Origin of the sequence: Microtetraspora sp. NBRC 13810 (assembly GCF_030268685.1) — a bacterium.
GTDB lineage: Bacteria > Actinomycetota > Actinomycetes > Streptosporangiales > Streptosporangiaceae > BSRQ01.
Genome location: NZ_BSRQ01000008.1, coordinates 142,497 through 166,999, shown reverse-complemented (window position 1 = coordinate 166,999; position 24,503 = coordinate 142,497). Strand labels below are relative to the sequence as shown.

The window sequence follows — 24,503 nt, the reverse complement described above, 5'->3', positions numbered from 1 at the left end:
GGTGACCCGGCCTCCGGGTCACCGGCCGCCGCCGTTTCCGTAAGTGGAGCACGATGAACGAACTGATCGAATACGGCCCGGCCCTGTGGGAGGGCTTCGTCCAGAACCTGAAGCTCTCCGCGGTGTGCGCGATCATGGCCCTGGTCCTCGGCACCGTCCTGGTGAGCATGCGGGTCTCTCCCACCCCCGTGCTGCGCGCCGCCGGAGCCGCCTACGTCAACATCGTGCGCAACACGCCGCTGACGCTGGTGCTGGCCTTCTCGGCGCTCGGGCTGAGCGACCAGGTGGGGCTCGTCTTCTCCGACGACCCCGCGATCAACGGCTTCTGGCTGGTCGCGCTCGGACTGTCCCTCTACACGGCGACCTTCGTCTGTGAGGCGTTGCGGGCGGGCATCAACACGGTGCCGTTCGGGCAGGCCGAGGCGGCGCGGGCGATCGGGCTCACGTTCTTCCAGTCCCTGACCCTGATCATCCTGCCGCAGGCGTTCCGGGCCGTGGTGGCGCCGCTCGGCAGCGTGATGATCGCGATGATCAAGAACACGACGGTCGCCGTCGCGGCCGGCTACCTCGCCGACGTGGCGTTCGTGATGAAGGACACCTTCGACACGACCGGTGTGTCCATCCCGATCTTCCTCGGGATCGTCGTGGCGTTCATGGCGGTCACCCTGCCGATCGGGTTCTTGACCGGCTGGCTCTCCCGGCGGCTGGCGGTGGCCCGATGAGCGGGCGGGCGAACGTCCTCTTCGACGCGCCCGGCCCGCGGGCCCGGCTGCGCAACAACGCGCTCACCCTCGTCGCCGCGATCGTCCTCATCGGACTGGCCTACTTCGTGTACGCCAGGTTCGACGAGAGGGGCCAGTGGCGCTGGGAGATCTGGCAGCCGTTCGTCGAGGCGGACACCTGGGTCAACTTCATCATCCCCGGTCTCATCGGCACGCTGAAGGCCGCGGCGCTCGGGGCGGTGTTCGCGCTGCTGTTCGGCGCGGTCTTCGGCCTGGCCCGGCTGTCCGACCACCGGTGGATCCGCGTCCCGGCGGGCGTCGTCGTGGAGGTCTTCCGGGCGATCCCGCTGCTGCTGCTGATCTTCTTCGTCTTCTACCTGGCGCCCTCGCTCTTCGGCGGCGGCGACTACACCCTGATGGCCGTCGTGATCGGCCTCACGCTGTACAACGGGTCGGTGCTGGCCGAGGTGGTCCGGGCGGGCGTGCTCTCCGTGCCCAGGGGCCAGTCGGAGGCGGCGTACGCGATCGGGCTGCGCAAGACCGGGGTGATGACCCTGGTGCTGCTGCCCCAGGCGATCACCGCGATGATGCCGGCGATCGTCAGCCAGCTCGTCGTCCTGCTCAAGGACACCGCGCTCGGCTACATCATCGCCTACGTCGACCTGCTCAACATGGGCTTCAAGATCATCCCGGCGAACCACTTCGGCAGCCTCGTCCCGGCCGCCATCGTCATCGGGATCATCTACATCGGCCTGAACGCCCTTCTCAGCGCGCTGGCCACCTGGCTGGAACGGCGCAGCCGGCGAAGCCGCAAGACCTCGGCCCGTCCCGTCGCCCCGCCCACCGCGATTCCCAGCGCGGCGGGCCCGAGCCTCCCGGACTAGGGCCACCTGGGGCGGCCGCCGGACCGGTGGCCGCCCCACCCGATGCCCGTAACCCGGGTGACCTGCGTCTCGATCCGATACCGGAAGCCCGCCGAAAACCCGCCGAATCGCGTGCCGACCGGTCGCCGCACCCAAGATGAACGCCTCATCGGCACCACGAGGCGAGAGTTTCCTGGCAGGATGCGACTATGTCCCCCGAGCACCGGCCGAGCCGAACGGCAGTGCCGTACTCCGCCTGGCCGTCGCCGATCGCCACCTCAGACGTCGCCCGCGCCGGGCTGCGCCTCGGCTTCCCCACCGTGCTGGGCGAGGAGGTGTGGTGGACCGAGGACCGCCCCTCGGAGGGCGGGCGCACCACCATCGTCCACCGCGCCGCCGACGGCACCCGCCGCGAGCTGCTCCCCGCGCCGTGGAGCGCGCGCAGCAGGGTCCACGAGTACGGCGGGCGGTCCTACGCCGTCGTGCCGGGCACCGGAGTCGTCTTCGCGCACCACACCGACCAGCGGCTCTACCTGCTGCCGCCGGGCGGCGAGCCGCGACCGCTCACTCCGGAGCCGGAGATCGCCGCCGGGCTGCGCTATGCCGACCTGGTCGTGCGCGACGGCTGGATCTGGGCCGTGCGCGAGCGCCACGACGGCGAGGGCAAGGTGGTCCGGGCGATCGTGTCCGTCCCGCTGGACGGCGGGCGGGAGCGCGAACACGTCACCGGCAGCGACTTCTACGCCTTCCCCGCCGTCTCCCCCGACGGCGTGCATCTGGCCTACGTCTGCTGGAACCATCCGGACATGCCGTGGACCGGCACCGAGCTCCGCGTCACCCGCATCGCCGACGGCACCACCTGGACGGTCAAGGGCGGCTCCACCGAGTCGGTGCTCGCCCCCTGCTGGCGTGACGAGCGCACCCTCTACCTGGTCTCCGACTGGTCCGGCTGGTGGAACCTCTACCAGGTGGACGTCTTCGGCATGGCCCCGCAGGCGCTCTTCCCCGCCGAGGAGGAGTTCGCCGGTCCGCTGTGGCAGCTCGGCGCCAGGCCGTACCAGGTGCTCGGCGACGGGCGGCTCGCGGTCCTGCACGGGCAGGGGGACCTGCGCCTGGCCGTCCTCGACCCGGCGACCGGCGTCCTGACCGGCCTCGACGTGCCCTATGACGGGTGGAGCCCGTCACTCGACGCCGACGGCTCCACCCTGGTCGGCATCGGGTACGGCCCGGCGACGCCCGCCTCGGTGGTCCGGCTGGACACCGTCACCGGGCGCGTCGAAGGGCTGCGCCGCGACGTGGACGAGCTGCCCGACATCGCCTATCTGCCGACGCCGCGCCCGGTGCAGATCGAGGGCGGGTTCGGCCGGCCGGTGCACGCCGTCCTGCACGCGCCCGCCAACCCGGAGGCCGCCGCCGAGGGCCCCGCGCCGTACGTCGTCTTCGTGCACGGCGGGCCGACCGGGAACAGCACGTCCGCGCTGGACCTGGAGAAGGCGTTCTTCACCAGCCGGGGCATCGGCGTGCTCGACGTCAACTACGGCGGCTCCACCGGGTACGGCAGGGCCTACCGTGAGCGGCTGCGCGGGCAGTGGGGCATCGTCGACGTGGAGGACACGGTCGCCGCCGCCGAGTGGCTGGCCGAACAGGGGCTCGCCGACCCCGCGCGGATCGCCATCAGGGGCGGCAGCGCGGGCGGCTGGACGGTCATGGCGGCCTGCTGCGCCTCCGGCACGTTCGCCGGCGGGGTGTCCTACTTCGGAGTGAGCGCGCTCGCCCCGCTGGTCGCCACCACCCACGACTTCGAGTCCCGCTACGTGGAATGGCTGGTCGGCCCGGAGGACCCCGAGCTCTATCGCTCCCGCGAGCCGCTCGGCCGGGTGGACGGCGTGACCTGCCCGATGCTGCTGCTGCAGGGGCTGGAGGACCCGGTCGTGCCCGCCTCGCAGTCGGAGGCGTTCGTCACCGCGCTCGCCGAGCGCGGTGTGCCGTGCACCTATCTCACCTTCGAGGGCGAGTCGCACGGGTTCCGGCGGACCGAGACCCGCAGCGCCGCCCTCGCCGCCGAGCTGGCGTTCTACCAGCAGATCTTCACCGTCTGAACCGCTCTCTCAGCGGGCGAACTCGATGGCGCGGGACTCGCGGACCACCGTGATCCGGATCTGGCCGGGGTAGGTCAGCTCCTCCTCGACCTGCTTGGCGACGTCCCGGGCGATCACCTGGGCCTGGATGTCGTCCACCGAGTCGGGCTTGACCATCACCCGGATCTCCCGGCCGGCCTGCATGGCGAAGACCTTCTCCACGCCGTCGTAGGACTGGGCGATCTCCTCCAGCCGCTCCAGCCGCTTCACGTAGGCCTCAAGGGACTCCCTGCGGGCGCCGGGACGGCTGCCGCTGATCGCGTCGGCGGCCTGGGTGAGCACCGCCTCCACCGTGCGCACCTCGACCTCGTTGTGGTGCGCCTCGATGGCGTGCACGACGTCCTCGTGCTCGCCGTACCGGCGGGCGATCTCGGCTCCGATGAGGGCGTGGCTGCCCTCCACCTCGTGAGTGAGGGCCTTGCCGATGTCGTGCAGCACGGTGCAGCGCTTGAGCAGCATCGCGTCCATCTTCAGCTCGCTGGCCATGATGCCGGCGATGTGGGCGGACTCGATGAGGTGCTTCAGCACGTTCTGCCCGTAGGAGGTGCGGTAGCGGAGCTGGCCGAGCAGGGTGATCAGCTCGGGGTGCATGTCGGTGATGCCGAGCTCCACCAGCGCGTCCTCACCGGCCCGGACGCACAGGTCGCGCACCTCGCCCTTGCTGCGCTCGTATGCCTCCTCGATGCGCTGGGGGTGGATGCGGCCGTCCAGGACGAGTTTCTCCAGGGTGAGCCGGGCGGTCTCGCGGCGGACCGGATCGAAACACGACAGGAGCACGGCCTCCGGGGTGTCGTCGATGATGAGGTTGACGCCGGTGGTGGTCTCGAAGGCCCGGATGTTGCGGCCCTCGCGGCCGATGATCCGGCCCTTCATCTCGTCGCCGGGCAGGTGCAGCACGCTCACGACGGACTCGGCGGTCTGCTCGGTCGCCACCCGCTGCACGGCCAGGGTGACGATCTTGCAGGCGCGCTTCTCGCCCTCCTTGCGGGCGGCGCTCTCGATCTCCCGGACGATGAGCGCGGCCTCGCGCTTCGCCTGGTTCTCGATCTCCCTGACCAGGTCGGCCTTGGCCTGGTCGGCGGTGAACCCGGACACCCGCTCCAGGATCGCCCGCCGCTCCGCCTCGGTCTTGAGCAGCTCCTCGCGCCGGTGGGCGAGCTCGGTCTCGGTCTCGGCCAGCTTGCGGCCCCGCTCGGCCTGGCGCCTGGCGTCCTCGTCGAGCCGCTGCTCGCGCTCGGCCAGGCGGTTTTCTCTGCGCTCCAGGTCGGAACGGAGCTCCTTGAGCTCGCCCTTGAGGACCCGGCTCTCCTCCTCGACCTCCTTGCGTATCTGGAGGGCGGTCTTCTCCACGGCCTCGGACCGGCTGAGCGCCTCGCCCGCCTCGGCCTCCGCCTTGGCCCGGATCTCGGCGGCCTGCCGGCGGGCTTCTTCGAGCTCGGCGTTGACCTCTTCGAGTTGCTCCGGTGTGGGGGCCGCCACGCGTGGACTCTGGGCTCCGGTGCGGCGCACGAGCACGACGAGAGCGGCGATCGCCACGAAGGCGAAAACGAACACCGCCACTGTCAGTGCGACCACAACCGCAGTTTCCATGCGCGCCGAACCCTCCTCGCGTCGCAGCACTCAACAGCGAGGTGCCACAAACACGGCGCGGGAAAACCAACCGGTGGCTTCACCAGGACAAATATCAACCCGCAATGGACTGGGCACCGATCGTGACGACCGGCACCGTGTCTTCTTCATCCAGTCGAGCTTGCTCGTCCGAAGTTCACCGTTATGGCAATCCGCACAGCGCGGAGTAACTCCTCACTGCCGTCGAGATTAGGTGTCAAACAGGCCACGAGCAAGCAAAGGAAGCCTGACGGGGCAGTTTCCCACGGTTCCGCTCCTTGGAACGGCACACCTCAAAGGAGACATCTGGCCACACCCTAACCTGCGGCGACCTTTGGATCTTCGCACCGTGAAACCTTGATGAAACCGTGTCTCTCTCACTCTCCGTCACTCGAAGAATTCATCCTCGGCGACTTCGGCTCCTTCGCTCTCCAGTGCCTCGCGGACCACCCGGAAAGCCAGCCCAGCGGAATATCCCTTTCGGGCGAGCATCCCGACGAGGCGGCGAGTGCGCGGCGCGGGGTCAAGGCCGCGAGTTGACGCCATCTTGCGAGCGACGAGCCGCCTGGCCGTCTCCACCTCCTGGTCGGGGTCGAGACGGTCCACCGCGTCGCGCACCGTGTCGTCGTCCACGCCCCGGTGGCGCAGCTCGGCGGCGAGGGCCCGCCGTGCCAGGCCGCGCCCGGCGTGACGCGAGCTCACCCAGGCGTCGGCGAACGCCGCGTCGTCGATCAGGCCGACGTCGGAGAAGCGGGCGAGCACCGCCTCGGCCGCGTCGTCGGGCACCTCCCGCTTCCGCAGCGCCTCCGCGAGCTGTGCCCGGGTCCGCGGCGCCATGGTGAGCAGCCGCAGGCAGATGGCCCGGGCCACGGCCTGCGGATCACCGTCTTCTGGCCGATCCGCCCCCGCTCCCCCGCGACGCCGTGACCGGCCGCCTCCCCAGCCGTCCCCTTCGGCTCCCCGCTCTTCGACTCCCCAGTCCTCGACTCCTTGTACCTTCGCTCCCCGGTCTTCGACTCCCCGCGCTTTCGCTCCCCGGCCGCGTCGCGACCTGCCGGTTTCCCGAGCACCGTCCCGCGCGCCCGCGTCGCCACCACGCCACAAGCCACCGGCATCACCGGCCTTCGCACGACCGGCCTGTGCTCCGCCACCCGCGTACTCGTCGGCTCCGAACTCCCCGGCTCCAGGCTCGCCGACTCGGGGCTCGGCGGCTTCGTCCCGGCCGAGGAACGCGTCCCACGCGCGGGACGTACCCCGCCCCGGGGTTCCCTCAGGCGCGGACCCTCGGCCACGGGCCGTCCGGCGGCCCTTGCGCTGTCTCTCCGGCTCCGGACCGGCGGCGCCCTCCCCCGGCCCGCCCCATCCGAGACCACCGCGTCCGGGGCCACCGCGTCCGGGGCCACCCCATGCGTCCGGCCTCGGCTCGTCCCACCCCGGCTCGTCCCACCCCAGCGGACCCTGTGGCCACGCCGGGGCCGAACCCTCCGGGTCGTCCGAGTCGGCCAGGTCGGCCGGGGCGTCTCGGGTTATGGGAGCCGTGGGGCCCGGTGGGATGTCGGGCCATGCTCCCCAGTCCCGTGGCCCTGTCTCGTCAGAGGGGCCACGGGGATCGCTCACCGCCATCTACGGTCACGCCGATCAGACGTCACCCGGCTTGGGCGCCGTCGCGGCGGCGGCAGCCTTGCCACGTGCGGCCGCGGCGGTGGCCCGGGGGGCTGCCGTGGCCGTGGAGGTCGCTCCGGCGGCCGGCGCGGGGACCGGCTCCGCGGGGGCGTCGATGCGCGGGCCTACGCCGAGCTTCTCCTTGATCTTCTTCTCGACCTCGTTGGCGATGTCGGGGTGGCTCTTCAGGAAGTTACGCGCGTTTTCCTTGCCCTGGCCGAGCTGGTCGCCCTCGTAGGTGTACCAGGCGCCGGACTTGCGCACGAAGCCGTGCTCCACGCCCATGTCGATGAGCCCGCCCTCACGCGAGATGCCCATGCCGTAGAGGATGTCGAAGTCGGCCTGGCGGAAGGGGGGTGCCATCTTGTTCTTGACGACCTTGACCCGGGTGCGGTTGCCGACGGGCTCGGTGCCGTCCTTCAGCGTCTCGATGCGCCGGACGTCGAGCCGGATGGAGGCGTAGAACTTGAGCGCCTTGCCACCGGTCGTGGTCTCCGGGCTGCCGAACATGACGCCGATCTTCTCGCGGAGCTGGTTGATGAAGATGGCGGTGGTGCCGGTGTTGTTGAGGGCGCCGGCGACCTTCCGCAGGGCCTGGGACATCAGGCGGGCCTGGAGGCCGACGTGGCTGTCGCCCATCTCGCCCTCGATCTCGGCCTTGGGCACCAGCGCGGCCACGGAGTCGATGACGATGATGTCGACCGCGCCGGAGCGGATCAGCATGTCGGCGATCTCCAGCGCCTGCTCGCCGGTGTCGGGCTGGGAGACCAGGAGGGCGTCGGTGTCGACGCCGAGCTTCTTGGCGTATTCGGGGTCGAGGGCGTGCTCGGCGTCGATGAACGCCGCGATGCCGCCCGCGCGCTGCGCGCTGGCCACCGCGTGCAGGGCGACGGTGGTCTTACCGCTGGACTCGGGCCCGTAGACCTCCACGATCCGGCCACGAGGGAAACCGCCGATGCCGAGCGCCACGTCGAGCGCGATGGAACCGGTCGGGATCACCTCGATGGGAGCTCGTGTCTCGTCACCGAGGCGCATGACCGAGCCTTTGCCGAACTGGCGCTCGATCTGGGCGAGTGCCGTCTCAAGGGCCTTCTCGCGGTCGTTGGCTGCCATTGGATGCCCCCAGGAGGGTCGTGGTCTGTCGTTTCCGTCGCGTGAAAGCTACGGGGTGCCACCGACATTTTCCGGCGGGCACCGGAGTCGGCCTCCCCCAATATAGCCGAACGGCTGTTCGATCGTCCGCCGAACACGCACTCCGGGACCATCCGCGGAGCGACATTCCCGGACATTGTGCTCCCGGCTGTTGTAAGCGGGCTGAGCTGGGGAGATCCTTAATGGAGACGACCTTGGGGTGCCCACGTGACCAGCACGTTCGCCGAGCAACGCCGTGTCCATCTACAAGCCTTGGCCGCCCGTCTCCCCGATCGCGGGCTCGTCGGCCGGATGCTCGGGGGCGAGACGGCCCCCGTCCTGTGGATCTGGTGCCCTGGCACGGGCAGGCAGACCATCGTCTTCGCCACTCCCTCGGCGGACGGCTGGCTCTTCCTGTGGTCGCCCGACGGCCAGGAGGGCACCGGCAATCCCGGGCAGACCGCCGATCTGATCAGGAAACTGCTCTCCGACAGGCCGTGAGCGGTCAGCGCAGCCTGGGGTCGACGTCGGCCACGGCGCAGACCGCGCGCCACACGGTCTTGGCCGACTCGCCCTCGGCCAGCGCCTGCGACACGGTGCGCCCGCCCAGCTCGGAGAGCACGAAGTCACGAGACCACGACTCCGCGTACGTCTCACCGAAGTGGGTGTTCATCCGGTTCCAGAAATCCGTCAGGCGCATCCTTCAAGTATGGGTCCGGCCGCAACGTGAAAGGGCCGTGACCCGGGACGCCTCGTGTCCGTTTCGCGGGCTTCGCGGGGCCGTTCTCGCCCGCCGTCGGAGTACGGCAGGCTTGAGGCGGGCCGCTTGGAGGGTAGACCCCACCCATGCCGAAACCGTCGCTCACAGGTGTCCTCTTCGCGATCGCCTTCTCCCCCGCGACCAGGCTCACCCGCGTGGAGAGGCTGGGGCGCCGGGCGCGGCGGCGGAGGTTCACCGCGCAACTGCGCGACGGGGTGGCCCGGGCGAAGGCCGAGCGCGCCGGGCGGCGGGCCGCCGATCCGGAGGGGGCCGGGCGGCGCTCCCGCCGCTGAGGGACGCCGGCGGGAGCGATGAGCCCGGGGGACGAACCGGGACCGGCCGGGCCGTCCGAGCCGCCGGAGGGCTCGGCGGCGGGTCAGAGCACGTGCGAGCCGTACATCTCGCCGAGGGGGTCGGCGAGCAGCTCGACGCGGGCCCCGTCGGGGTCGCGGAAGTAGATCGAGGCGCCGCTCTCGATCTGGTGCGGCAACCCGGCCGCCTCCAGCTTGCCGCGCAGCCGCTCCCAGGTGGAGGGATCGACCGAGATCGCGATGTGGTGCAGCCCGCCGAGGACCTCCTGGTAGGGGCCGAGGTCGAGACCGGGGAAGTCGAAGAACGCCAGCAGGTTGCCGTTGCCGATGTCGAAGAAGAAGTGGTTGGAACCGGGGTAGTCACGGTTTTCGAAGATCTCGGTGAGGGGGAATTCCAGGAGGTCCTGGTAGAACTCGATCGTCCGCTCGACGTCGGAGCAGACAAGGGCGAAATGGTGGAGTCCTCGCGCGCTGCTTCGTGATCGGTGGCCGTTCAGGCGTCTTGCCCTGATCCGGTCACGCGATGCCGCTATGGCCTCGTAGTCGATGCTCATACCCGAGCTGTATGTCCGCGATCGTGCTCGACGAACCTCTCAGCGTCGTGACAATCTCCTCCGCGCCCCTCCCCGTACGGCCGGCGGCCGTTTCTGTCGGTGGCGCGTTGCATGATGAAACGGTGACCGGATCGGCGCTCGACCACTTCACCGAGATGACCAGGGCATGGTTCACCGGTGCCTTCGCCGCGCCCACGCCCGCCCAGGAGGGGGCCTGGGCGTCGATCGCGCGCGGCGACAACACGCTCGTGGTGGCGCCCACCGGTTCGGGCAAGACGCTGGCCGCGTTCCTGTGGGCGCTCGACCGGCTGGCCGCCGAGCACGCCGCCGGGGAGGCGGAGCGGGAGGCGCGGCGGGGCTGCCGGGTTCTCTACGTGTCGCCGCTCAAGGCGCTCGCGGTCGACGTGGAGCGCAACCTGCGCGCGCCGCTGACCGGGATGAAGCAGACGGCGCGGCGGCTCGGCCTGCCGGTGCCGGAGATCTCGGTGGCGATCCGCTCGGGCGACACGCCCGCCGAGGACCGCAGGCGGTTCGGGGCCAGGCCCTCCGACGTCCTCATCACCACGCCCGAGTCGTTGTTCCTGCTGCTGACCAGCCAGGCGCGCGAAGCGCTCGGCACCGTGGAGACGGTGATCGTCGACGAGGTGCACGCCGTGGCGGCGACCAAGCGCGGCGCGCATCTCGCGCTGAGCCTGGAGCGGCTCGACGCGCTGCTGGAGCGACCGGCGCAGCGCATCGGACTGTCGGCCACCGTGCGGCCGGTGAGCGAGGTGGCCGCGTTCCTCGGCGGCACCCGCCCGGCGACCGTGGTGCAGCCTCCCTCCGACAAGGTCATCGAGGTCGACGTCATCGTCCCGATCGAGGACATGACCGAGCTCGACCGCCCGGTGGAGTCCGGCGCCCCCGGCGAGGAGGGGGATGCCTGGCGGCCCGAGTCCGGTCGCCGTTCCATCTGGCCGCACGTCGAGGAGCGGCTGCTCGACCTGATCGAGGCCCACCGTTCGACCATCGTGTTCGCCAACTCGCGGCGGCTCTCCGAGCGGCTGTGCACCCGGCTCAACGAGCTGGCCTGGGAGCGCACCGGCGCGGGCGGGGATGATCCGCCGCCGGAGGCGGGGCCGCCGCGGCCCCGCGGGTCGCTCGGCACGCCCGCGGAGCTGATGGCGCAGGCGGGGGCGAGCGGGGGCACCCCGCCGGAGGTGGTGCGCGCCCACCACGGGTCGGTGTCCAAGCAGGAGCGGGCGCAGATCGAGGAGGCGCTGAAGTCCGGGCGGCTGCCCGCCGTGGTGGCGACCTCCAGCCTGGAGCTCGGCATCGACATGGGCTCGGTCGAGATGGTGGCCTGTGTGGAGGCGCCGCCGAGCGTGGCGAGCGGCCTGCAGCGCATCGGCCGGGCGGGCCACCAGGTGGGCGCGGTGTCCCGTGGGGTGATCTTCCCCAAATACCGCGGCGACCTGGTCCAGACGGCGGTCGTCGCCGAGCGGATGAAGACGGGTGAGATCGAGGAGCTGCGTTACCCGCGCAACCCGCTCGACGTGCTGGCCCAGCAGATCGTGGCCATGACCGCACTGGAGGAGTGGACGGTCGACGACCTGGAGGCCGTCATCAGACGCGCCGCGCCCTACTCCACGCTGCCGCGGAGCGCGCTGGAGGCCACGCTCGACATGCTGGCGGGGCGTTATCCGAGCGAGGAGTTCGCCGAGCTGCGCCCGCGCGTCGTGTGGGACCGGGTGACCGGCACGCTGCGCGGCCGTCCCGGCGCACAGCGGCTGGCCGTCACCAACGGCGGCACGATCCCCGACCGCGGCCTGTTCGGGGTGTTCCTCGTCGGGGAGAAGGCGTCCCGGGTGGGCGAGCTCGACGAGGAGATGGTGTACGAGTCCCGGGTCGGCGACGTGTTCGTGCTGGGGGCGACGTCGTGGCGGATCGAGGACATCACGGCCGATCGGGTGCTCGTCTCGCCGGCTCCCGGGCAGCCGGGGAAGCTGCCGTTCTGGCACGGTGACGCCCCGGGCAGGCCGGCCGAGCTGGGCCGGGCGATCGGCGCGTTCCTGCGCGAGGTGTCCGGCGGCGGTGAGGATCGGCTGCGCGCCGCCGGGCTCGACGACTACGCCGTGGGCAACCTGCTCTCCTATCTCACGGAGCAGCGTGAGGCGACCGGTTACGTGCCCGACGACCGCACCCTGCTGGTCGAGCGTTTCCACGACGAGCTGGGCGACTGGCGGATCGTGGTGCACTCGCCGTACGGGGCGCGGGTCCACGCGCCGTGGGCGCTGGCGATCGGCCGGCGGCTGCGCGAGCGGTACGGCACGGACGTGCAGACGGTCCACTCCGACGACGGCATCGTCCTGCGCGTTCCGGACACCTTCGACGGCGCGCCGTCGGACGTGGCGGCGTTCGACGCCGAGGAGATCGAGCAGATCGTGGTCGAGGAGCTGGGCGGGTCGGCGCTGTTCGCCTCCAGGTTCCGCGAGTGCGCGGGCAGGTCGCTGCTGCTCCCACGCCGGACGCCCGGGCGGCGTACCCCGCTGTGGCAGCAGCGCCAGCGCGCCGCCCACCTGCTCAACGTGGCCTCGGCCTACGGCTCGTTCCCCGTGGTGCTGGAGACCATGCGCGAGTGCCTGCAGGACGTGTTCGACGTGCCCGGCCTGGTGAGCCTGATGCGTGACATCGCCGCGCGCAGGGTGCGCCTGGTGGAGGTGGAGACCACGCAGGCGTCGCCGTTCGCCGCGTCGCTGCTGTTCGACTACATCGGCGCGTTCATGTACGAGGGTGACTCTCCGCTGGCCGAGCGGCGGGCGCAGGCGCTCGCGCTGGACACGAGCCTGCTGGCCGAGCTGCTCGGCCAGGCCGACCTGCGGGAGCTGCTCGATCCCGACGTGGTCGGCGACACCGAGCGCGAGCTGGCCCGGCTGGACCGGCCGTTGCGCGACACGGAGGATCTCGCCGACCTGCTGCGCTCGCACGGCCCGCTGCTCGCGGCCGACGTGAGCGTGCGGGAGGGCGATCCGGGCTGGCTGGAGGAGCTGGAGCGGGCGCGCCGGGCGATCAGGGTCCGGGTGGCCGGGCAGGAGCAGTGGGCCGCGATCGAGGACGCGGGACGGCTGCGCGACGCGCTGGGGGCGCCGCTGCCGGTCGGGGTGCCGCTGGCGTTCCTGGAGCCGGTGGCCGATCCGCTGGGCGACCTGGTGGCCCGGCACGCGCGCACCCGGGGGCCGTTCCCGGCCGGCACGGCGGCGGCGAGGTTCGGGCTCGGCGTCGCCGTGGTCACCGACGCGCTGCGCCGCCTGGCCGCGACCGGCAGGGTGGTGAACGGCGAGTTCCGGCCCGGCGGCCGAGGTGAGGAGTGGTGCGACGCGGGCGTGTTGCGGCTGCTCAGACGCCGCTCGCTGGCCCGGTTGCGCAAGGAGGTGGAGCCGGTCGCGCCGGAGACGCTGGCCGATTTCACGCCCGTGTGGCACGGCGTCACGGTGGATCGCGGCGCGGGGGGCGCCAGGGCCGCGGCCGGGGCCGGGCGGGCGATGGACGCGCTGGTGGCGGCGATCGAGCGGCTTCAGGGCGCGGCGGTGCCCGCCTCCGCGCTGGAGACGCTGGTGCTGCCCTCCCGCGTCCCCGGTTACTCTCCCGCCCTGCTCGACGAGCTGACCGCGTCGGGTGAGGTGATCTGGGCCGGGCAGGGGTCCCTGCCCGGCGGGGACGGCTGGGTCGCGCTCTACTTCGCCGACACCGCCCCGCTGCTGCTGCCCGTGCCGGTCGAGATCACCATGACGCCGCTGCACCGGGAGGTTCTCGACCTTCTGGGCGGGGGCGGGGCGCTGTTCTTCCGTGAGCTGTCCAACCGGCTGCTCTCCGCGTCGTTGCACGGCGGGGACGCCTCCCCGGCGCGGGCGACGGCACCCGATGACGGGGCGCTGACCGCCGCGTTGTGGGATCTCGTGTGGGCGGGGCTGGTCACCGGGGACACGCTGGCTCCGCTCCGGGCGACCCTGGGCACGGGCCGGCCCGCTCATCGACCGGCCTCGACCCGGCGGCGCAGAGCCGTGCTGCCGACCCGCAGCGGGCCGCCGACGGTGAGCGGCCGATGGTGGCTGCTGCCCGAGCCCGGCGCGGACGCCACCCAGCGGGCGCACGCACAGGCCGAGGTGCTGCTGGAGCGGCACGGCGTGGTGACCAGGGGCGCGGTCGCCGCCGAGCGCCTTCCCGGCGGGTTCTCCGCCGTCTACCAGGTGTTGCGGGTGTTCGAGGAGAGCGGGCGCTGCCGCCGGGGGTATTTCGTCGAGGGTCTCGGCGGCGCACAGTTCGCCCTGCCGGGCGCGGTCGACCGCATGCGCGCCATGAGCACGTCGCTTCCCCGCCCGGGAGGGGGCGAACGTGGCGGGCTGTCCGGTGCCGAGGCGGCCGGCGGCGGGGCGGCCGACGGCGGGGCGGCCGACGGCGGGGCGGCCGACGGCGGGGCGGCCGGCGGCGCGGCCGGGGGCGGCGAGGATGACCGGGGCAGGCCGTGGGGCGGTGAGCGTGACCAGGGCGAGCCCTGGAGCGGCGGACCTGGTCGGGGCGAGCCGTGGGGCGGCGGGCTTGAGCAGGGCGGGCCGTGGGGCCGCGGGCCTGATCGGGGCGGGCCGTCCGGTGGTGTCGGGCGGGGTGGGACCGGGGTTTCCATGCCTGGGAGCGGGGTTCCCCTGCCTGGAGAGGTCGTGCGTGGCGGGGGCGGGTTCGATGATCCTTGGGCCGGGGCGTTGCCTCCGGGGGTGCCGGGTGGCGGTGCGGGGGTCGGACCGGCCGGGGGGCGGCGGGCTCGTCGGGTGGTGGTGCTGGCGGCGGCCGATCCCGCCAATCCGTACGGGGCGGCTCTGCCCTGGCCCGGGCATCCGGGTGAGGTGACCCACAAGCCGGGGCGCAAGGCCGGAGCGCTGGTCGTGCTGGTCGACGGGCACCTGATCCTTTACGTGGAGCGGGGCGGCAAGACGCTGCTGTCGTTCACCGAGGACGAGCGCGTCCAGCCCGCGGTGGACGCGCTCGCCCTCGCGGTCCGCGACGGGGCGCTGGGCAAGCTGACCGTGGAGCGGGCCGACGGCGGCGCCATCGCCGACTCGCCCCTGGCCGCCGCCCTGGAGGCCGCCGGTTTCCACCCCACGCCCCGGGGCCTGCGAATCCGCGCCTGACGGCACACCCGGCGGGGCGCCGCACCGCGTTCTGGACGTGGGCCCGGTGTCCGGTGGGTGATTGCGCCACGTGGGCTGAACTCGGTGTCGAGGGTCGGGTCGGTCGCGGGATCGGGGAGTGGGGTGGGGGGTGTGGCGATCACCTCGTCGCCCGGGGCGTACCTCCACGATCCGAGTGTGTGAGGCCAGGAGCGGGGTGGGTGAGGCCAGGGGGGGGTGGGAGGAGGGTGGTGGAAGTTCGATGCTGGGGGTCAGGTCACAGGGTCAGCAGGTGACGGGGGCAGGTCACGGGGTCGGAGGGTGTGGGGTCAGGTGACGGGGTCGGAGGGTGCGGGGTCAGGTCACGGGGTCGGAGGGTGTGGGGTTAGGGGGTGGGGGGTTAGGTGGTGGTGGCTTTGATGAGGTCGTCTACGACGTCGGGGAGGCTGGCGCGGCGGGCGTAGGCGCGGCGCTGGCGGGCGGCGCCGGAGCCGCGGGTGAGGAGGCGGTCGATGCCCTCCGCCACGAGGGGCAGGTCGCCGATCTCGGCGAGGGCGGGGCGGACGTGGTCGAGGAGCCGGCGGACCAGCAGCTCGGCGGGGACCAGGGTGGCGTGGTGCAGGTCGAGCCCTTCGCCGCGCAGGCCGTCCCTGGCCGCGCGCCAGTACGCGGCGCGCAGCACCTCGCCGGGGATCGGCGGGCCGAGGTCGCCGCGGGCGATGGCGGTCAGCGCGGTGACCACCAGGCCGCGGACGAGTCCGACGACGGTCATGCTGTCGGTCAGGTCGGGCGGCACGTCGGCGACCCGGATCTCGATGGTGGGCAGGCGCGGCGAGGGCCGTACGTCCCAGAAGACGGTGCCGCGGTCCATCAGCGCGCCCGACTCGGTGAGGGCCGCCAGCGAGTTCTCGTAGTCGGCGAAGGACGAGAAGTACGGCGGGGCGCCGGCGACCGGCCACCGGCTCCAGCTGATCACCCGCCAGGAGGAGTAGCCCGTGTCACGCCCGAGGAAGTACGGCGAGTTGGCGGTCAGCGCGATGAGGATCGGCAGCCAGGGGCGTAAGTGGTTGCCGACGTAAACGGCGTGCTCGGGGTCGGGGACGTCCACGTGCACGTGCAGCGCGCAGATGCTGATCTCGTCGTTGAGGGCACCGTAGACGCGTAGCCCCCGCTCGTAGCGGTCGCCGTCGCTGAGCGGCGGCGGCACCACCGGGCCGAGCACCGGGATGCCGCAGGCCATGACCGCGAGGCCGCGGGAGGCCGCCGCTTCCGCCACCTGTCTGCGGGTGTGTTGCAGCCGGTTGGCCAGCTCGGCCAGGTCGGCGGACGGCGGGGTGCGCGCCTCGACCTGGAGGCGGGTGATCTCCTTGGCGACGTCGTCGCCGAGGAGCGGGGCGGCGGCGCGCAGCACCTCGTGGGCGGCGGGTACGACGTGCCGGCTGCACGGGTCCACCACCAGGTACTCTTCTTCGATTCCGAGCAGAGGAAGGGCCTCGATCATCAGGTGCCACCTCTCGGCAGAAGCGGGGTCCACCTGAGATGTTCCCTTTACGACCCTTCCTCAGCCCTTGTCACGATATGTACGGCTGTGCGAATGGGCCGTACAGCGCGGCGCCGACACCGGTGGTCATCGCCCAGTAGCGGTCGCCGTAGGACCAGTGCCACCACTCGGTGGGATAGTTGACGAGCCCGGCCGCCGCCAGGGCGTCGCCGAGGATCTTGCGGTTCGACCGGGCCTCGGCGGAGATGTTCGGGGCGCCGGTGTAGCAGGCGCCGTCGCTCTCCTCCGGATTGGCGTTGACCGCGGTGCCCATGTCCAGCTCACGCGGCTCGGCGCCGTCGAGGACGCACAGCGTCAGGTCCACCGCGGCGCCGGCGGTGTGCGGCGCGACCTCGATCGGGGAGACGTACCGGCTGGCCGCCCTGTGCAACTCCTCGGGCGACATTTCAGGAAATGTCGCAGCCAAGCCGTCTTTGTAGTCGTTGAAGTACTTCAGCTGCAACGAAGACGGCCGATACCCCTCGACCACCATCAACCGGTACCCCTCGGGCAACCGGCGGTCGGCGTCCAGCAGCCGGCTGACGAGTCCTTCACGCAGATGCGCGTAGGCGCCCTGCTCGTCGGCGAGACGGTCATCGACCAGCAGCCGCCCGCGCACGTCGAGCAGTGGCTCCCCCATCTCCTCGACGGGTATCGCGGTCACACGGGGATCGGAGATCAGGACGATGTCGCGCATGGTCCGCCATTCTCACACAGCGCGGTTTCTACCAGCCCTCCAGCGTGCCGCTGAACACCTCTTCACGGGCGCGCTCCAGGGCGGCGAGCAGCGCGCCGCGCAGGACGGGGTTGCCCTCGACCTCGGTGACGGCGACCCGGGGGCGGCTGGGGCAGATCCGGGCCACGGCCTCCTCGACCCTGGCGGCCAGCTCGGCCCCGCCGGCCTTGCCGACGGCGCCGGACAGGACGATCAGCCCGGGGTCGAGCACCACCGCCACCGCCGCCACGCCGATCGCCAGCCGTCCCGCTAATTCATCAAGAAACGCCCCATAAGGGGCAGGAGGAGGGAGAATAGAGACTGCTGTGGCGATATGGGTAGTTATGGGAGCGGTGGGAAGATCGTGGGCGGCGGCGAGGTCGGCAAGGGCTTGAGCCCCTACCAGCCGCTGGAACGAGCCCGACTGGGGTTCGGTGACGTTCACCGGGAGCGGCTCGCCGGGCACGGGCAACCAGCCGATCTCGCCGGCGCCGCCGGTGCTGCCCCGGTGCAGCCGGTCCCCCAGCATGACGCCGAGCCCCTGCCCGATCCCGGCCCACATCAGCACGAAGTCCGGCACCCCGCGCGCCGCGCCGTACGCCCGCTCGGCCATCAGGGCGAGGTTCACGTCGTTCTCGATGGTCACCGGCCGCTGGAGGGTCTCGCTCAGCGCGGCGAGCACGCCCTCGTGCCAGGCCGGCAGGTCGAAGGAGAATCGCACGTCTCCGGTGCGCGGATCGACCACGCCCCGGGTGCCGATCACGCAGGCGCGCAGCCGGGTCATCTCCACCCGCGCCGTCTCGCACACCTGCCGGACCGCGCTGTGCACCACCTTCACCGGGTCGCCGTGACCGTTCGGATCGACGGTGATCTCGGCGATGACCTCCCCCGTGATGTCGGCCACGCCGGCCGTGACGCTGTCCGGCAGGACCTCCAGCCCCGCGACGTACGCGCTGGAGGGCACCAGCCCGTACAGTGCGGCGTTGGGGCCGCGCCCGCCGACCTGCTCGCCGACCACCGCCACCAGGCCGTGCGCCTCCAGCCGGGAGAGCAGCTGACCGGCCGTCACCTTGGAAAGGCCCGTACGTTCGCCCAGCTCAGAGCGGGTGAGCGGCCCGGCCGCGAGCAGCAGTTCCAGGGCGGCTCTGTCGTTGAGCTGACGCAGCAGCCTCGGTGTGCCAGGGCGTTGGGGCAAGGATCGGCTCCCCTCTCGTCACGATCCGCTAACGGGCGTTTTTTTTAAGAAAGTTTCTTGTTAGTTTAGCGGCAGTCAGCCCGCAGGCAAGCATCCGGCCTCGGGATGTCACGGCGCCGACCGCCAGCGGAGGGTGCCTTCAACAAGGCGCGCGCCGCCTCCGCCGGGCGTGCGCCCCCGATGAGCGCGACCCCCGACGCGAAGCCGGGAAGGGAGAACAACCCACAGTGAAGATCTCCAAGATCGCCATTACCACGGCCACCACGGCCGCCCTCGCCCTGGGTCTTGCCGCCTGTGGCAGCGGTGAATCCGCCACGGAGCCCCAGGCGGGCGCGACCGCCTCCGGCACCGGCCCCAAGTTCGCCGGTCAGAAGCTGACCGTGTGGCGACTGGGCGCGCCCAACGAGGTGTTCGAAAAATACATGACCGACCTGAACACCAAGTTCACCCAGACCACCGGAGCGACGGTGGACCTGCAGTGGATCCCCTGGCCGGACGCCCAGAACAAGTGGACCACCGCCCTCGCCAGCGGTGAGGGTCCGGACGTCACGGAGTTCGGCAACGACCAGGTCGCCGCGTGGGTGGCCCAGGACGCGCTCACCGACATCACCGACGTCGTCAAGTCCACTCCCGACTTCCAGCAGATCCCGCAGAACCTGTGGAGCTACGAGACGATCGACGGCAAGATCTACGCCGTGCCGTGGGGCGGCGGCACCCGCGCCGTGCTCTACCGCAAGGACTGGTTCGAGGAGCTCGGCATCTCCGAGCCCAAGAACTGGGATGAGCTGCGCGCGGCGGCCAAGAAGATCGTGGACGAGAAGGGCTCCGACGTCGACGGCTTCGCCTTCAACGGCGGCTCCGACGCCAACATGTCGCTCTCGCCGTTCGTCTGGTCGGCCGGCGGCGACTTCGCCGCCTTCGAGGGCGGCAAGTGGGTCGGCAAGCTCACCCAGCCGGGCTTCAAGGAGGGCTTCCAGTTCTACACCGACCTGGTCGCCAAGGACGGCGTGTCCGGCAAGTCCCGGCTCACGCTGAACTCCGTGGACATCTCCCAGCGGTTCGCCGCCGAGAAGGTCGGCATGTACGTCACCGGCGGCTGGGACATCGCGACGATCGAAGAGCAGAGCAAGGGCAAGGTCGACGCGGCCAAGATGGGCTTCTTCTCCCTCCCGGCCAAGGACGGCAGCGGCCCGGCCCCGGCCTTCCAGGGCGGTAACGACATCGCCGTCTGGAAGGACACCGACGCCCCCGAACTGGCCGCCGAGTACGTGAAGCTCGCCGCGGGCAAGGAGTTCGGCGGCCGGTACGCCAAGGAGAACGGCCTGCTCCCGCTCTACCCGGAAGCCCTCGCCGAGTACGCCAACGACCCGGCGCAGAAGGCGTTCGCCGACACGTTCGCGGTCGCCAAGGGCTTCCCGGCCGACTCCAACTGGGCCGAGGCCAACGACACCAAGGCCGTCCTGCAGAACGCGGCCCGCGCGGTCATCGGCGGGGACAAGGACATCGACACCGCGCTGGCGGACGCCAACAAGGAACTCGAAGACATCCTGAACCAGCAGTAGTCATGGCGCAGACACCAACCATCGCCCGGGGCGGAAACTCCTCCGCCCCGGCGCGGGGCCCCCGCAACCGGGCTGCGCGCACCCGCCGCCTGTCCCCCCGGGCGATCCCGTACCTCCTGCTCGTCCCCTGCCTGCTGGTGATCGCGGCGCTGCTGCTCTACCCGCTGGTCCAGATGCTCCAGATGTCCTTCCAGGAGGTCGGGCTCCGGCAGTTCCGGGCCAGGAACCCGCTGCCCGCCGAATTCGTGGGCGTGGACAACTTCCGCCAGGTCCTCGAATCGGAGCTGTTCTGGACCTCGCTGCGCAACACCGTGCTGTTCGCGCTGGTCGCGGTGACGATGACGCTGGTGTTCGGCACGCTGGTCGGACTGCTGATGCACAAGCTCGGCCCGAAGATGTCCATCTTCGTGGTGGTGGGCACCATGGCCGCCTGGGCGGTGCCGCCCACCGCGCAGGCCATCATCTGGAAGTGGCAGTTCGACGCCGACGCCGGCATCGTCAACTGGGCGCTCAACCTGCTGCCCGACTGGCTCTCCCAGGCGGTCTTCGGCCGCGCCGACTGGACCGGGCAGCCCTGGCTGAACGACACGCTCTCGATCTACTTCGTGCTGGTCGTCGCCGTCGTCTGGGCGTCCTTCCCGTTCATCGCCGTCTCGGTGCTCGCCGGGCTGAAGAGCATCCCCTCCGAGCTCTACGAGGCGGCCAGGGTGGACGGCGCCGGCGCCGTCCGCACCTTCTGGAAGATCACTTTCCCGCTGCTGCGGCCGGTCTTCGCGGTGCTCGTGGTGCTCTCGATGATCTGGGACTTCAAGGTCTTCACCCAGCTCTTCCTGCTCGCCGGAGGCACCAACATGCCGCGTGACGCGTTCAACCTCTCGGTCTGGAGTTACGTCGAGGCGTTCAACCCGCCGGCGGACATGGGACTCGGGGCGGCGATCGCGATCGTGCTCACCGTGATCCTGCTCCTGATCACCTCCGTCTACGTACGGCAGATCGTGAAGTCGGAGGACGTGCGATGAGCCCGACCGCCCGTAAGCGCCTGGGCCGGGTCGCCCTCAACACCGCCGGGGTCGCGGTCTTCCTGTTCGCGGTGTTCCCCGTCTACTGGATGGTCGCGACCGCGTTCAAGCCGAACAACGAGATCTTCACCACGGACTTCATCCCGTTCCCGCTCGACCCCACGTTCGAGCACGTGGAACGGGTGTTCACCAGGGGCGTGGCCGGGCACTCCATCTGGCGGTACCTGCTCAACAGCATGATCGTCTCACTGGGCGCCGTGCTGGTGGGCGCGGTCATCGCACTGCTCGCCGCGACCGCGGTGGCCCGCTTCCGGTTCCGGTTCCGCACCTCCTTCCTGATTCTGCTGCTCATCGTGCAGATGATCCCGTCCGAGGCGCTGCTGATCCCGCTGTTCCTCATGGTCAGGCGGCTCGGCCTGTACGACCAGCTGCTCGGCCTCGTGGTGATCAACATCGCGCTCACGCTGCCGTTCTCGGTCTGGATGCTGCGCACCTTCGTCGCCGCGGTGCCGAAGGAACTGGAGGAGGCGGCGTGGATCGACGGCGCGGGCCGGACCGCCACCTTCTGGAAGGTGCTCTTCCCGCTCGTCGCGCCCGGCCTGGTGGCGACCAGCATCTTCGCCTTCATCACGGCGTGGAACGAGTTCGTCTTCGCGCTGACGCTGATCAACGACTCGGGCAACTTCACGATGCCACGGGCCCTGACGTTCTTCATCGGCCAGAGATCGACCGACTGGGGCGCCATCATGGCCGCGTCCACGCTGATGACGATCCCGGTGATGGTGTTCTTCCTCCTGGTCCAGCGGCGCATGGTCTCCGGCCTGGTCGCCGGCGCCGTCAAGGGCTGACCTGCGGTACGGCTCCCGCCCACCCGGGCGGAGCCGTGCCATCCACGACTCACAGCAAAGGTGAGGAGCCATGCTCGATCTTCCCCCGGTCTCCGGCGATCGGGGACTGCGCCGTCTCGCGGCGGGCACCCTGCTGGCCGCCTTCCGCGGTACCACCGCCCCGGACTGGATCCTGCGCGAGGTGGAGGACGGCCTCGGCGGCGTCACCCTCTTCGGTTTCAACGTGGCCGACGCCGGCCAGCTCGCCGCGCTCACCGGCAAGCTCGGCACGGCGGGCGACCTGATCGTCTCGCTGGACGAGGAGGGCGGCGACGTCACCCGCATCGCCTACCACGCCGGCAGCCCCTACCCGGGCAACGCCGCGCTCGGCGTGGTGGACGACGTGCTGCTCACCCGCGCGGTCTACCACTCGATCGGCGGCGAGCTGCGGCGCTGCGGCGTCAACCTGGACATGGCGCCGGACGCCGACGTGAACACCGCCGACGACAACCCGGTGATCGGCACCCGCGCGTTCGGCGACGACGCCGCGCTGGTCGCCAGGCACACCGTCGCGGCCGTGGAGGGGCTCCAGTCGACCGGCGTGGCCGCGTGCGTCAAGCACTTCCCCGGCCACGGCGCCACCCGGCAGGACTCCCACCTGGAGATCCCGCTGGTGGACGTCGACCTCGGCCTGCTGCACGACCGCGAGCTGGCGCCCTTCCGGGCCGCCATCGAGGCGGGCACCAAGTCGATCATGACCGCGCACGTCCGGGTGCCCGCGCTCACCGGCACCGCCCCGGCCACCCTCTCCCCGGCCGCCCTGACCGAGCTGTTGCGGGGCGAGCTCGGTTTCGACGGCGTGGTGATCACCGACGCGCTGGACATGCACGCGATCACCAAGAGCGTCGGCCTGGTCGAGGGCGCCGTGCTGTCCCTCGCCGCCGGTTCCGACCTGCTCTGCCTCGGCCCGTTGCCGACCCACGACGACATCAGGGGGATCATCGACGGGGTCGTCGAGGCGGTGCGGGCCGGGCGGCTGCCGCTGGCCCGCCTGGAGCAGGCGGCCGAACGCACCGCCCGGCTGCACGAGTGGCTCGCCGGACCGCACGACGGCACCGCCGTCTCCGCCGAGGTGGGCCTGACCGCCGCGCGTCGCGCGATCAGCCTGCGCGGCGGCAGGGCGCCGCTGGTGAACCCGCTGGTGCTGGAGGTGGAGACGCCGCCGACGATCGCGGTGGGCGAGGTGCCCTGGGGGTTCGCCCCCTGGCTGCCCACCGCCGAGATTCTGCGGGTCAAGCCTGACGGCGGCCTCGCCGAGTCCCTGCTGGCCCGTGCCACGGGCAGGTCCCTGGTCATCGTGGTCAAGGACGCCCACCGCCACGAGGCCGGCCGTACGTTCGTGTCCGCGCTGCTGGCCGAGCGTCCGGACGCCACCGTGGTGGAGATGGGCCTGCCCATCTGGCGCCCGCCGTCCGCCGCGTACATCGCCACGTACGGCGCCGCCCGCGCGAACGCCCAGGCCGCCGCCGAACTGCTGACCGCCTGAACCCCGCCCCCCCTGGACCGGGTGCCGCTCAGGAGGAGAAGACCTCCTCGCGGGCCCGGTCCAGGGCGGCCAGCACGGCGCCGCGCAGCACCGGGTTGCCGGTCACCTCGCTGACCACCACCTGGGGCCGCACCGGGCAGATCCGGGCCACCGCCTCCTCCACCCGTGAGGAGAGCGCGGCCCCGCCCGCGCGGCTCACCTCGCCGGCGAGCACCACCGTGCCCGGGTCGAGCACCACGCACACCGAGGCCACGCCGAGCGCCAGCCGTGCGGCGATCTCGTCCAGCAGGGGCTCCCCCGCGGCGCCCGCCTTGACCGCGGCGGCCACGCCCTCGGCCTTGCTCGCCCCGGTGAAGCCGTAGCTCCCGGCCAACTCGGTCACCGCCTTCATGCTGACCAGCGCGGCCAGGCCGCCGGCGAGCGAGGGCGGCTTGCCGGGGAGGGCCCGCACGTCCTCGGCCAGCGGGACGCCGGGCACCGGCAGCCAGCCGATCTCCCCCGCGCTGCCCGAACGCCCGCGGTACAGCCGCCCGCCCAGCATGATCGCGAGACCGAGTCCGCGGCCCACCCAGACCAGGACGAAGTCGTCGGCCCCCTTGGCGGCGCCCGCCGCGTGCTCGGCGAGGGCCGCGAGGTTGACGTCGTTCTCGATCACGACCTCGTGCCGCAGGTCGGCGGCGAGCGACTGGTGCATGCCCTCGTGCCAGCCCGGCAGGTCGAAGGAGTACCGCACGTCGCCGCTGCGCGGGTCCACCACGCCGGGCGTGCCGATGACGACGCCGCGCAGCTTGCCCATGGCGACCCTGGCCGACCGGCACGCCTTGACCAGCGCGGTGTGCACGGCGGCGATCGGGTCGTCGTGGCCGCTCGGGTCGATGGTCACCTCGGCGGCGATCTCACCGTTGATGTCGGCGACGGCGGCCGTGACCAGCTCCGGCTCGACGTCGAGCCCGGCCACGTAGGCCGAGGAGGCGACGACGGCGTAGAGGGCGGCGTTGGGACCCCGGCCGCCGCCCTGCTCGCCGACCACCTCGACGAGGCCGCGCTCCTCCAGCCTGGCCAGCGTCTGGGACGCGGTGACCTTGGACAGACCGGTGAGCTCCCCGATCTGGCCGCGGGTGAGCGGGCCGGAGGCGAGCAGAAGCTCCAGGGCCGCCCGGTCGTTGATCTCTCTCAGCAACCGGGGCACCCCGGGACGTCGCTCCATAC

19 protein-coding genes are annotated in these 24,503 nt (G+C 71.8%); 10 read left to right on the top strand and 9 right to left on the bottom strand.

Features of this window, described 5'->3' with window-relative positions; all coding sequences use genetic code 11:
* Window positions 1-53 precede the first annotated feature (53 nt).
* From QSK26_RS18060 to QSK26_RS18050, 3 genes are all read left to right on the top strand, one after another.
* Window positions 54-722 (top strand): amino acid ABC transporter permease, encoded by a 669-nt coding sequence (locus tag QSK26_RS18060; RefSeq protein ID WP_285776328.1) that lies wholly within the window; start codon window positions 54-56, stop codon window positions 720-722.
* On the top strand, window positions 719-1,606 hold the full coding sequence (locus tag QSK26_RS18055) for an amino acid ABC transporter permease (RefSeq protein WP_285776327.1): 888 nt from the start codon (window positions 719-721) through the stop codon (window positions 1,604-1,606). The genes QSK26_RS18060 and QSK26_RS18055 overlap by 4 nt, the downstream gene beginning before the upstream one ends.
* A 188-nt stretch (window positions 1,607-1,794) precedes the next feature.
* Window positions 1,795-3,684 (top strand): S9 family peptidase, encoded by a 1,890-nt coding sequence (locus tag QSK26_RS18050; protein WP_285776326.1) that lies wholly within the window; start codon window positions 1,795-1,797, stop codon window positions 3,682-3,684.
* 9 nt (window positions 3,685-3,693) lie between these two features.
* Here QSK26_RS18050 and rny read toward each other — a convergent pair whose 3' ends face one another.
* From rny to recA, 3 genes are all read right to left on the bottom strand, one after another.
* The gene (rny, locus tag QSK26_RS18045; RefSeq protein WP_285776325.1) at window positions 3,694-5,313 is read right to left on the bottom strand and encodes a ribonuclease Y; all 1,620 of its coding nucleotides are present in this window, start codon (window positions 5,311-5,313) and stop codon (window positions 3,694-3,696) included.
* A gap of 405 nt (window positions 5,314-5,718) precedes the next feature.
* A complete protein-coding gene (recX, locus tag QSK26_RS18040) occupies window positions 5,719-6,954 on the bottom strand; it encodes a recombination regulator RecX (protein ID WP_285776324.1) in 1,236 nt (411 codons plus the stop codon).
* A gap of 15 nt (window positions 6,955-6,969) precedes the next feature.
* On the bottom strand, window positions 6,970-8,106 hold the full coding sequence (gene recA, locus QSK26_RS18035) for a recombinase RecA (protein WP_285776323.1): 1,137 nt from the start codon (window positions 8,104-8,106) through the stop codon (window positions 6,970-6,972).
* Window positions 8,107-8,352: 246 nt separating this feature from the next.
* On the opposite strand from recA, the gene QSK26_RS18030 reads away from it, so the two are divergent.
* On the top strand, window positions 8,353-8,625 hold the full coding sequence (locus QSK26_RS18030) for a hypothetical protein (RefSeq protein ID WP_285776322.1): 273 nt from the start codon (window positions 8,353-8,355) through the stop codon (window positions 8,623-8,625).
* A gap of 4 nt (window positions 8,626-8,629) precedes the next feature.
* On the opposite strand, the gene QSK26_RS18025 is transcribed toward QSK26_RS18030, so the two are convergent.
* A complete protein-coding gene (locus tag QSK26_RS18025) occupies window positions 8,630-8,824 on the bottom strand; it encodes a DUF3046 domain-containing protein (protein WP_285776321.1) in 195 nt (64 codons plus the stop codon).
* A gap of 146 nt (window positions 8,825-8,970) precedes the next feature.
* Here QSK26_RS18025 and QSK26_RS18020 point away from each other — a divergent pair, with 146 nt between their 5' ends.
* Window positions 8,971-9,177 carry a hypothetical protein gene (locus tag QSK26_RS18020; RefSeq protein WP_285776320.1) on the top strand — a complete coding sequence of 69 codons (207 nt, stop codon included), beginning with the start codon at window positions 8,971-8,973 and terminating at the stop codon, window positions 9,175-9,177.
* An 83-nt stretch (window positions 9,178-9,260) separates the two neighbouring features.
* Here the strand turns inward: QSK26_RS18020 and QSK26_RS18015 are convergent, their stop codons facing one another.
* On the bottom strand, window positions 9,261-9,749 hold the full coding sequence (locus QSK26_RS18015; RefSeq protein ID WP_285776319.1) for a VOC family protein: 489 nt from the start codon (window positions 9,747-9,749) through the stop codon (window positions 9,261-9,263).
* 155 nt (window positions 9,750-9,904) lie between these two features.
* Between QSK26_RS18015 and QSK26_RS18010 the strand changes: the two genes are divergently transcribed.
* Window positions 9,905-14,911: an ATP-dependent helicase gene (locus tag QSK26_RS18010; protein WP_502888722.1), complete on the top strand. Its 5,007-nt coding sequence runs from the start codon at window positions 9,905-9,907 to the stop codon at window positions 14,909-14,911.
* A 379-nt stretch (window positions 14,912-15,290) separates the two neighbouring features.
* Here the strand turns inward: QSK26_RS18010 and QSK26_RS18005 are convergent, their stop codons facing one another.
* The 3 genes from QSK26_RS18005 to QSK26_RS17995 form a co-directional block, all read right to left on the bottom strand.
* Entirely contained in the window at window positions 15,291-16,391 is a 1,101-nt protein-coding gene (locus QSK26_RS18005; protein ID WP_285776317.1) for a carboxylate-amine ligase, read from the bottom strand.
* A gap of 70 nt (window positions 16,392-16,461) precedes the next feature.
* On the bottom strand, window positions 16,462-17,127 hold the full coding sequence (locus tag QSK26_RS18000; protein WP_285776316.1) for a M15 family metallopeptidase: 666 nt from the start codon (window positions 17,125-17,127) through the stop codon (window positions 16,462-16,464).
* A 28-nt stretch (window positions 17,128-17,155) separates the two neighbouring features.
* Window positions 17,156-18,340 (bottom strand): ROK family transcriptional regulator, encoded by a 1,185-nt coding sequence (locus QSK26_RS17995; RefSeq protein ID WP_285776315.1) that lies wholly within the window; start codon window positions 18,338-18,340, stop codon window positions 17,156-17,158.
* A gap of 227 nt (window positions 18,341-18,567) precedes the next feature.
* On the opposite strand from QSK26_RS17995, the gene QSK26_RS17990 reads away from it, so the two are divergent.
* The 4 genes from QSK26_RS17990 to QSK26_RS17975 all read left to right on the top strand — a co-directional run bounded on the left by QSK26_RS17990 (window position 18,568) and on the right by QSK26_RS17975 (window position 23,294).
* Entirely contained in the window at window positions 18,568-19,902 is a 1,335-nt protein-coding gene (locus QSK26_RS17990) for a sugar ABC transporter substrate-binding protein (protein WP_285776314.1), read from the top strand.
* A 2-nt stretch (window positions 19,903-19,904) separates the two neighbouring features.
* Window positions 19,905-20,921, top strand: a complete 1,017-nt coding sequence (locus tag QSK26_RS17985) for a carbohydrate ABC transporter permease (RefSeq protein ID WP_285776313.1) — start codon at window positions 19,905-19,907, stop codon at window positions 20,919-20,921.
* A complete protein-coding gene (locus tag QSK26_RS17980) occupies window positions 20,918-21,769 on the top strand; it encodes a carbohydrate ABC transporter permease (protein ID WP_285776312.1) in 852 nt (283 codons plus the stop codon). Before QSK26_RS17985 ends, QSK26_RS17980 begins: the two co-directional genes overlap by 4 nt.
* A gap of 70 nt (window positions 21,770-21,839) precedes the next feature.
* Window positions 21,840-23,294, top strand: a complete 1,455-nt coding sequence (locus QSK26_RS17975; protein WP_285776311.1) for a glycoside hydrolase family 3 protein — start codon at window positions 21,840-21,842, stop codon at window positions 23,292-23,294.
* Between the two features lie 28 nt (window positions 23,295-23,322).
* On the opposite strand, the gene QSK26_RS17970 is transcribed toward QSK26_RS17975, so the two are convergent.
* Complete coding sequence (locus QSK26_RS17970; protein ID WP_285776310.1) at window positions 23,323-24,501, bottom strand: ROK family transcriptional regulator; 1,179 nt, start codon at window positions 24,499-24,501, stop codon at window positions 23,323-23,325.
* Window positions 24,502-24,503: the final 2 nt, after the last annotated feature.

Bases quoted from the DNA above. Each gene is read 5' to 3' on its own strand.
- QSK26_RS18060 (WP_285776328.1), top strand. From the start codon at position 54: ATGAACGAACTGATCGAATACGGCCCGGCCCTGTGGGAGGGCTTCGTC.
- QSK26_RS18055 (WP_285776327.1), top strand. From the start codon at position 719: ATGAGCGGGCGGGCGAACGTCCTCTTCGACGCGCCCGGCCCGCGGGCC.
- QSK26_RS18050 (WP_285776326.1), top strand. From the start codon at position 1,795: ATGTCCCCCGAGCACCGGCCGAGCCGAACGGCAGTGCCGTACTCCGCC.
- rny (WP_285776325.1), bottom strand. From the start codon at position 5,313: ATGGAAACTGCGGTTGTGGTCGCACTGACAGTGGCGGTGTTCGTTTTC.
- recX (WP_285776324.1), bottom strand. From the start codon at position 6,954: ATGGCGGTGAGCGATCCCCGTGGCCCCTCTGACGAGACAGGGCCACGG.
- recA (WP_285776323.1), bottom strand. From the start codon at position 8,106: ATGGCAGCCAACGACCGCGAGAAGGCCCTTGAGACGGCACTCGCCCAG.
- QSK26_RS18025 (WP_285776321.1), bottom strand. From the start codon at position 8,824: ATGCGCCTGACGGATTTCTGGAACCGGATGAACACCCACTTCGGTGAG.
- QSK26_RS18020 (WP_285776320.1), top strand. From the start codon at position 8,971: ATGCCGAAACCGTCGCTCACAGGTGTCCTCTTCGCGATCGCCTTCTCC.
- QSK26_RS18015 (WP_285776319.1), bottom strand. From the start codon at position 9,749: ATGAGCATCGACTACGAGGCCATAGCGGCATCGCGTGACCGGATCAGG.
- QSK26_RS18010 (WP_502888722.1), top strand. From the start codon at position 9,905: ATGACCAGGGCATGGTTCACCGGTGCCTTCGCCGCGCCCACGCCCGCC.
- QSK26_RS18005 (WP_285776317.1), bottom strand. From the start codon at position 16,391: ATGATCGAGGCCCTTCCTCTGCTCGGAATCGAAGAAGAGTACCTGGTG.
- QSK26_RS18000 (WP_285776316.1), bottom strand. From the start codon at position 17,127: ATGCGCGACATCGTCCTGATCTCCGATCCCCGTGTGACCGCGATACCC.
- QSK26_RS17985 (WP_285776313.1), top strand. From the start codon at position 19,905: ATGGCGCAGACACCAACCATCGCCCGGGGCGGAAACTCCTCCGCCCCG.
- QSK26_RS17980 (WP_285776312.1), top strand. From the start codon at position 20,918: ATGAGCCCGACCGCCCGTAAGCGCCTGGGCCGGGTCGCCCTCAACACC.
- QSK26_RS17975 (WP_285776311.1), top strand. From the start codon at position 21,840: ATGCTCGATCTTCCCCCGGTCTCCGGCGATCGGGGACTGCGCCGTCTC.
- QSK26_RS17970 (WP_285776310.1), bottom strand. From the start codon at position 24,501: ATGGAGCGACGTCCCGGGGTGCCCCGGTTGCTGAGAGAGATCAACGAC.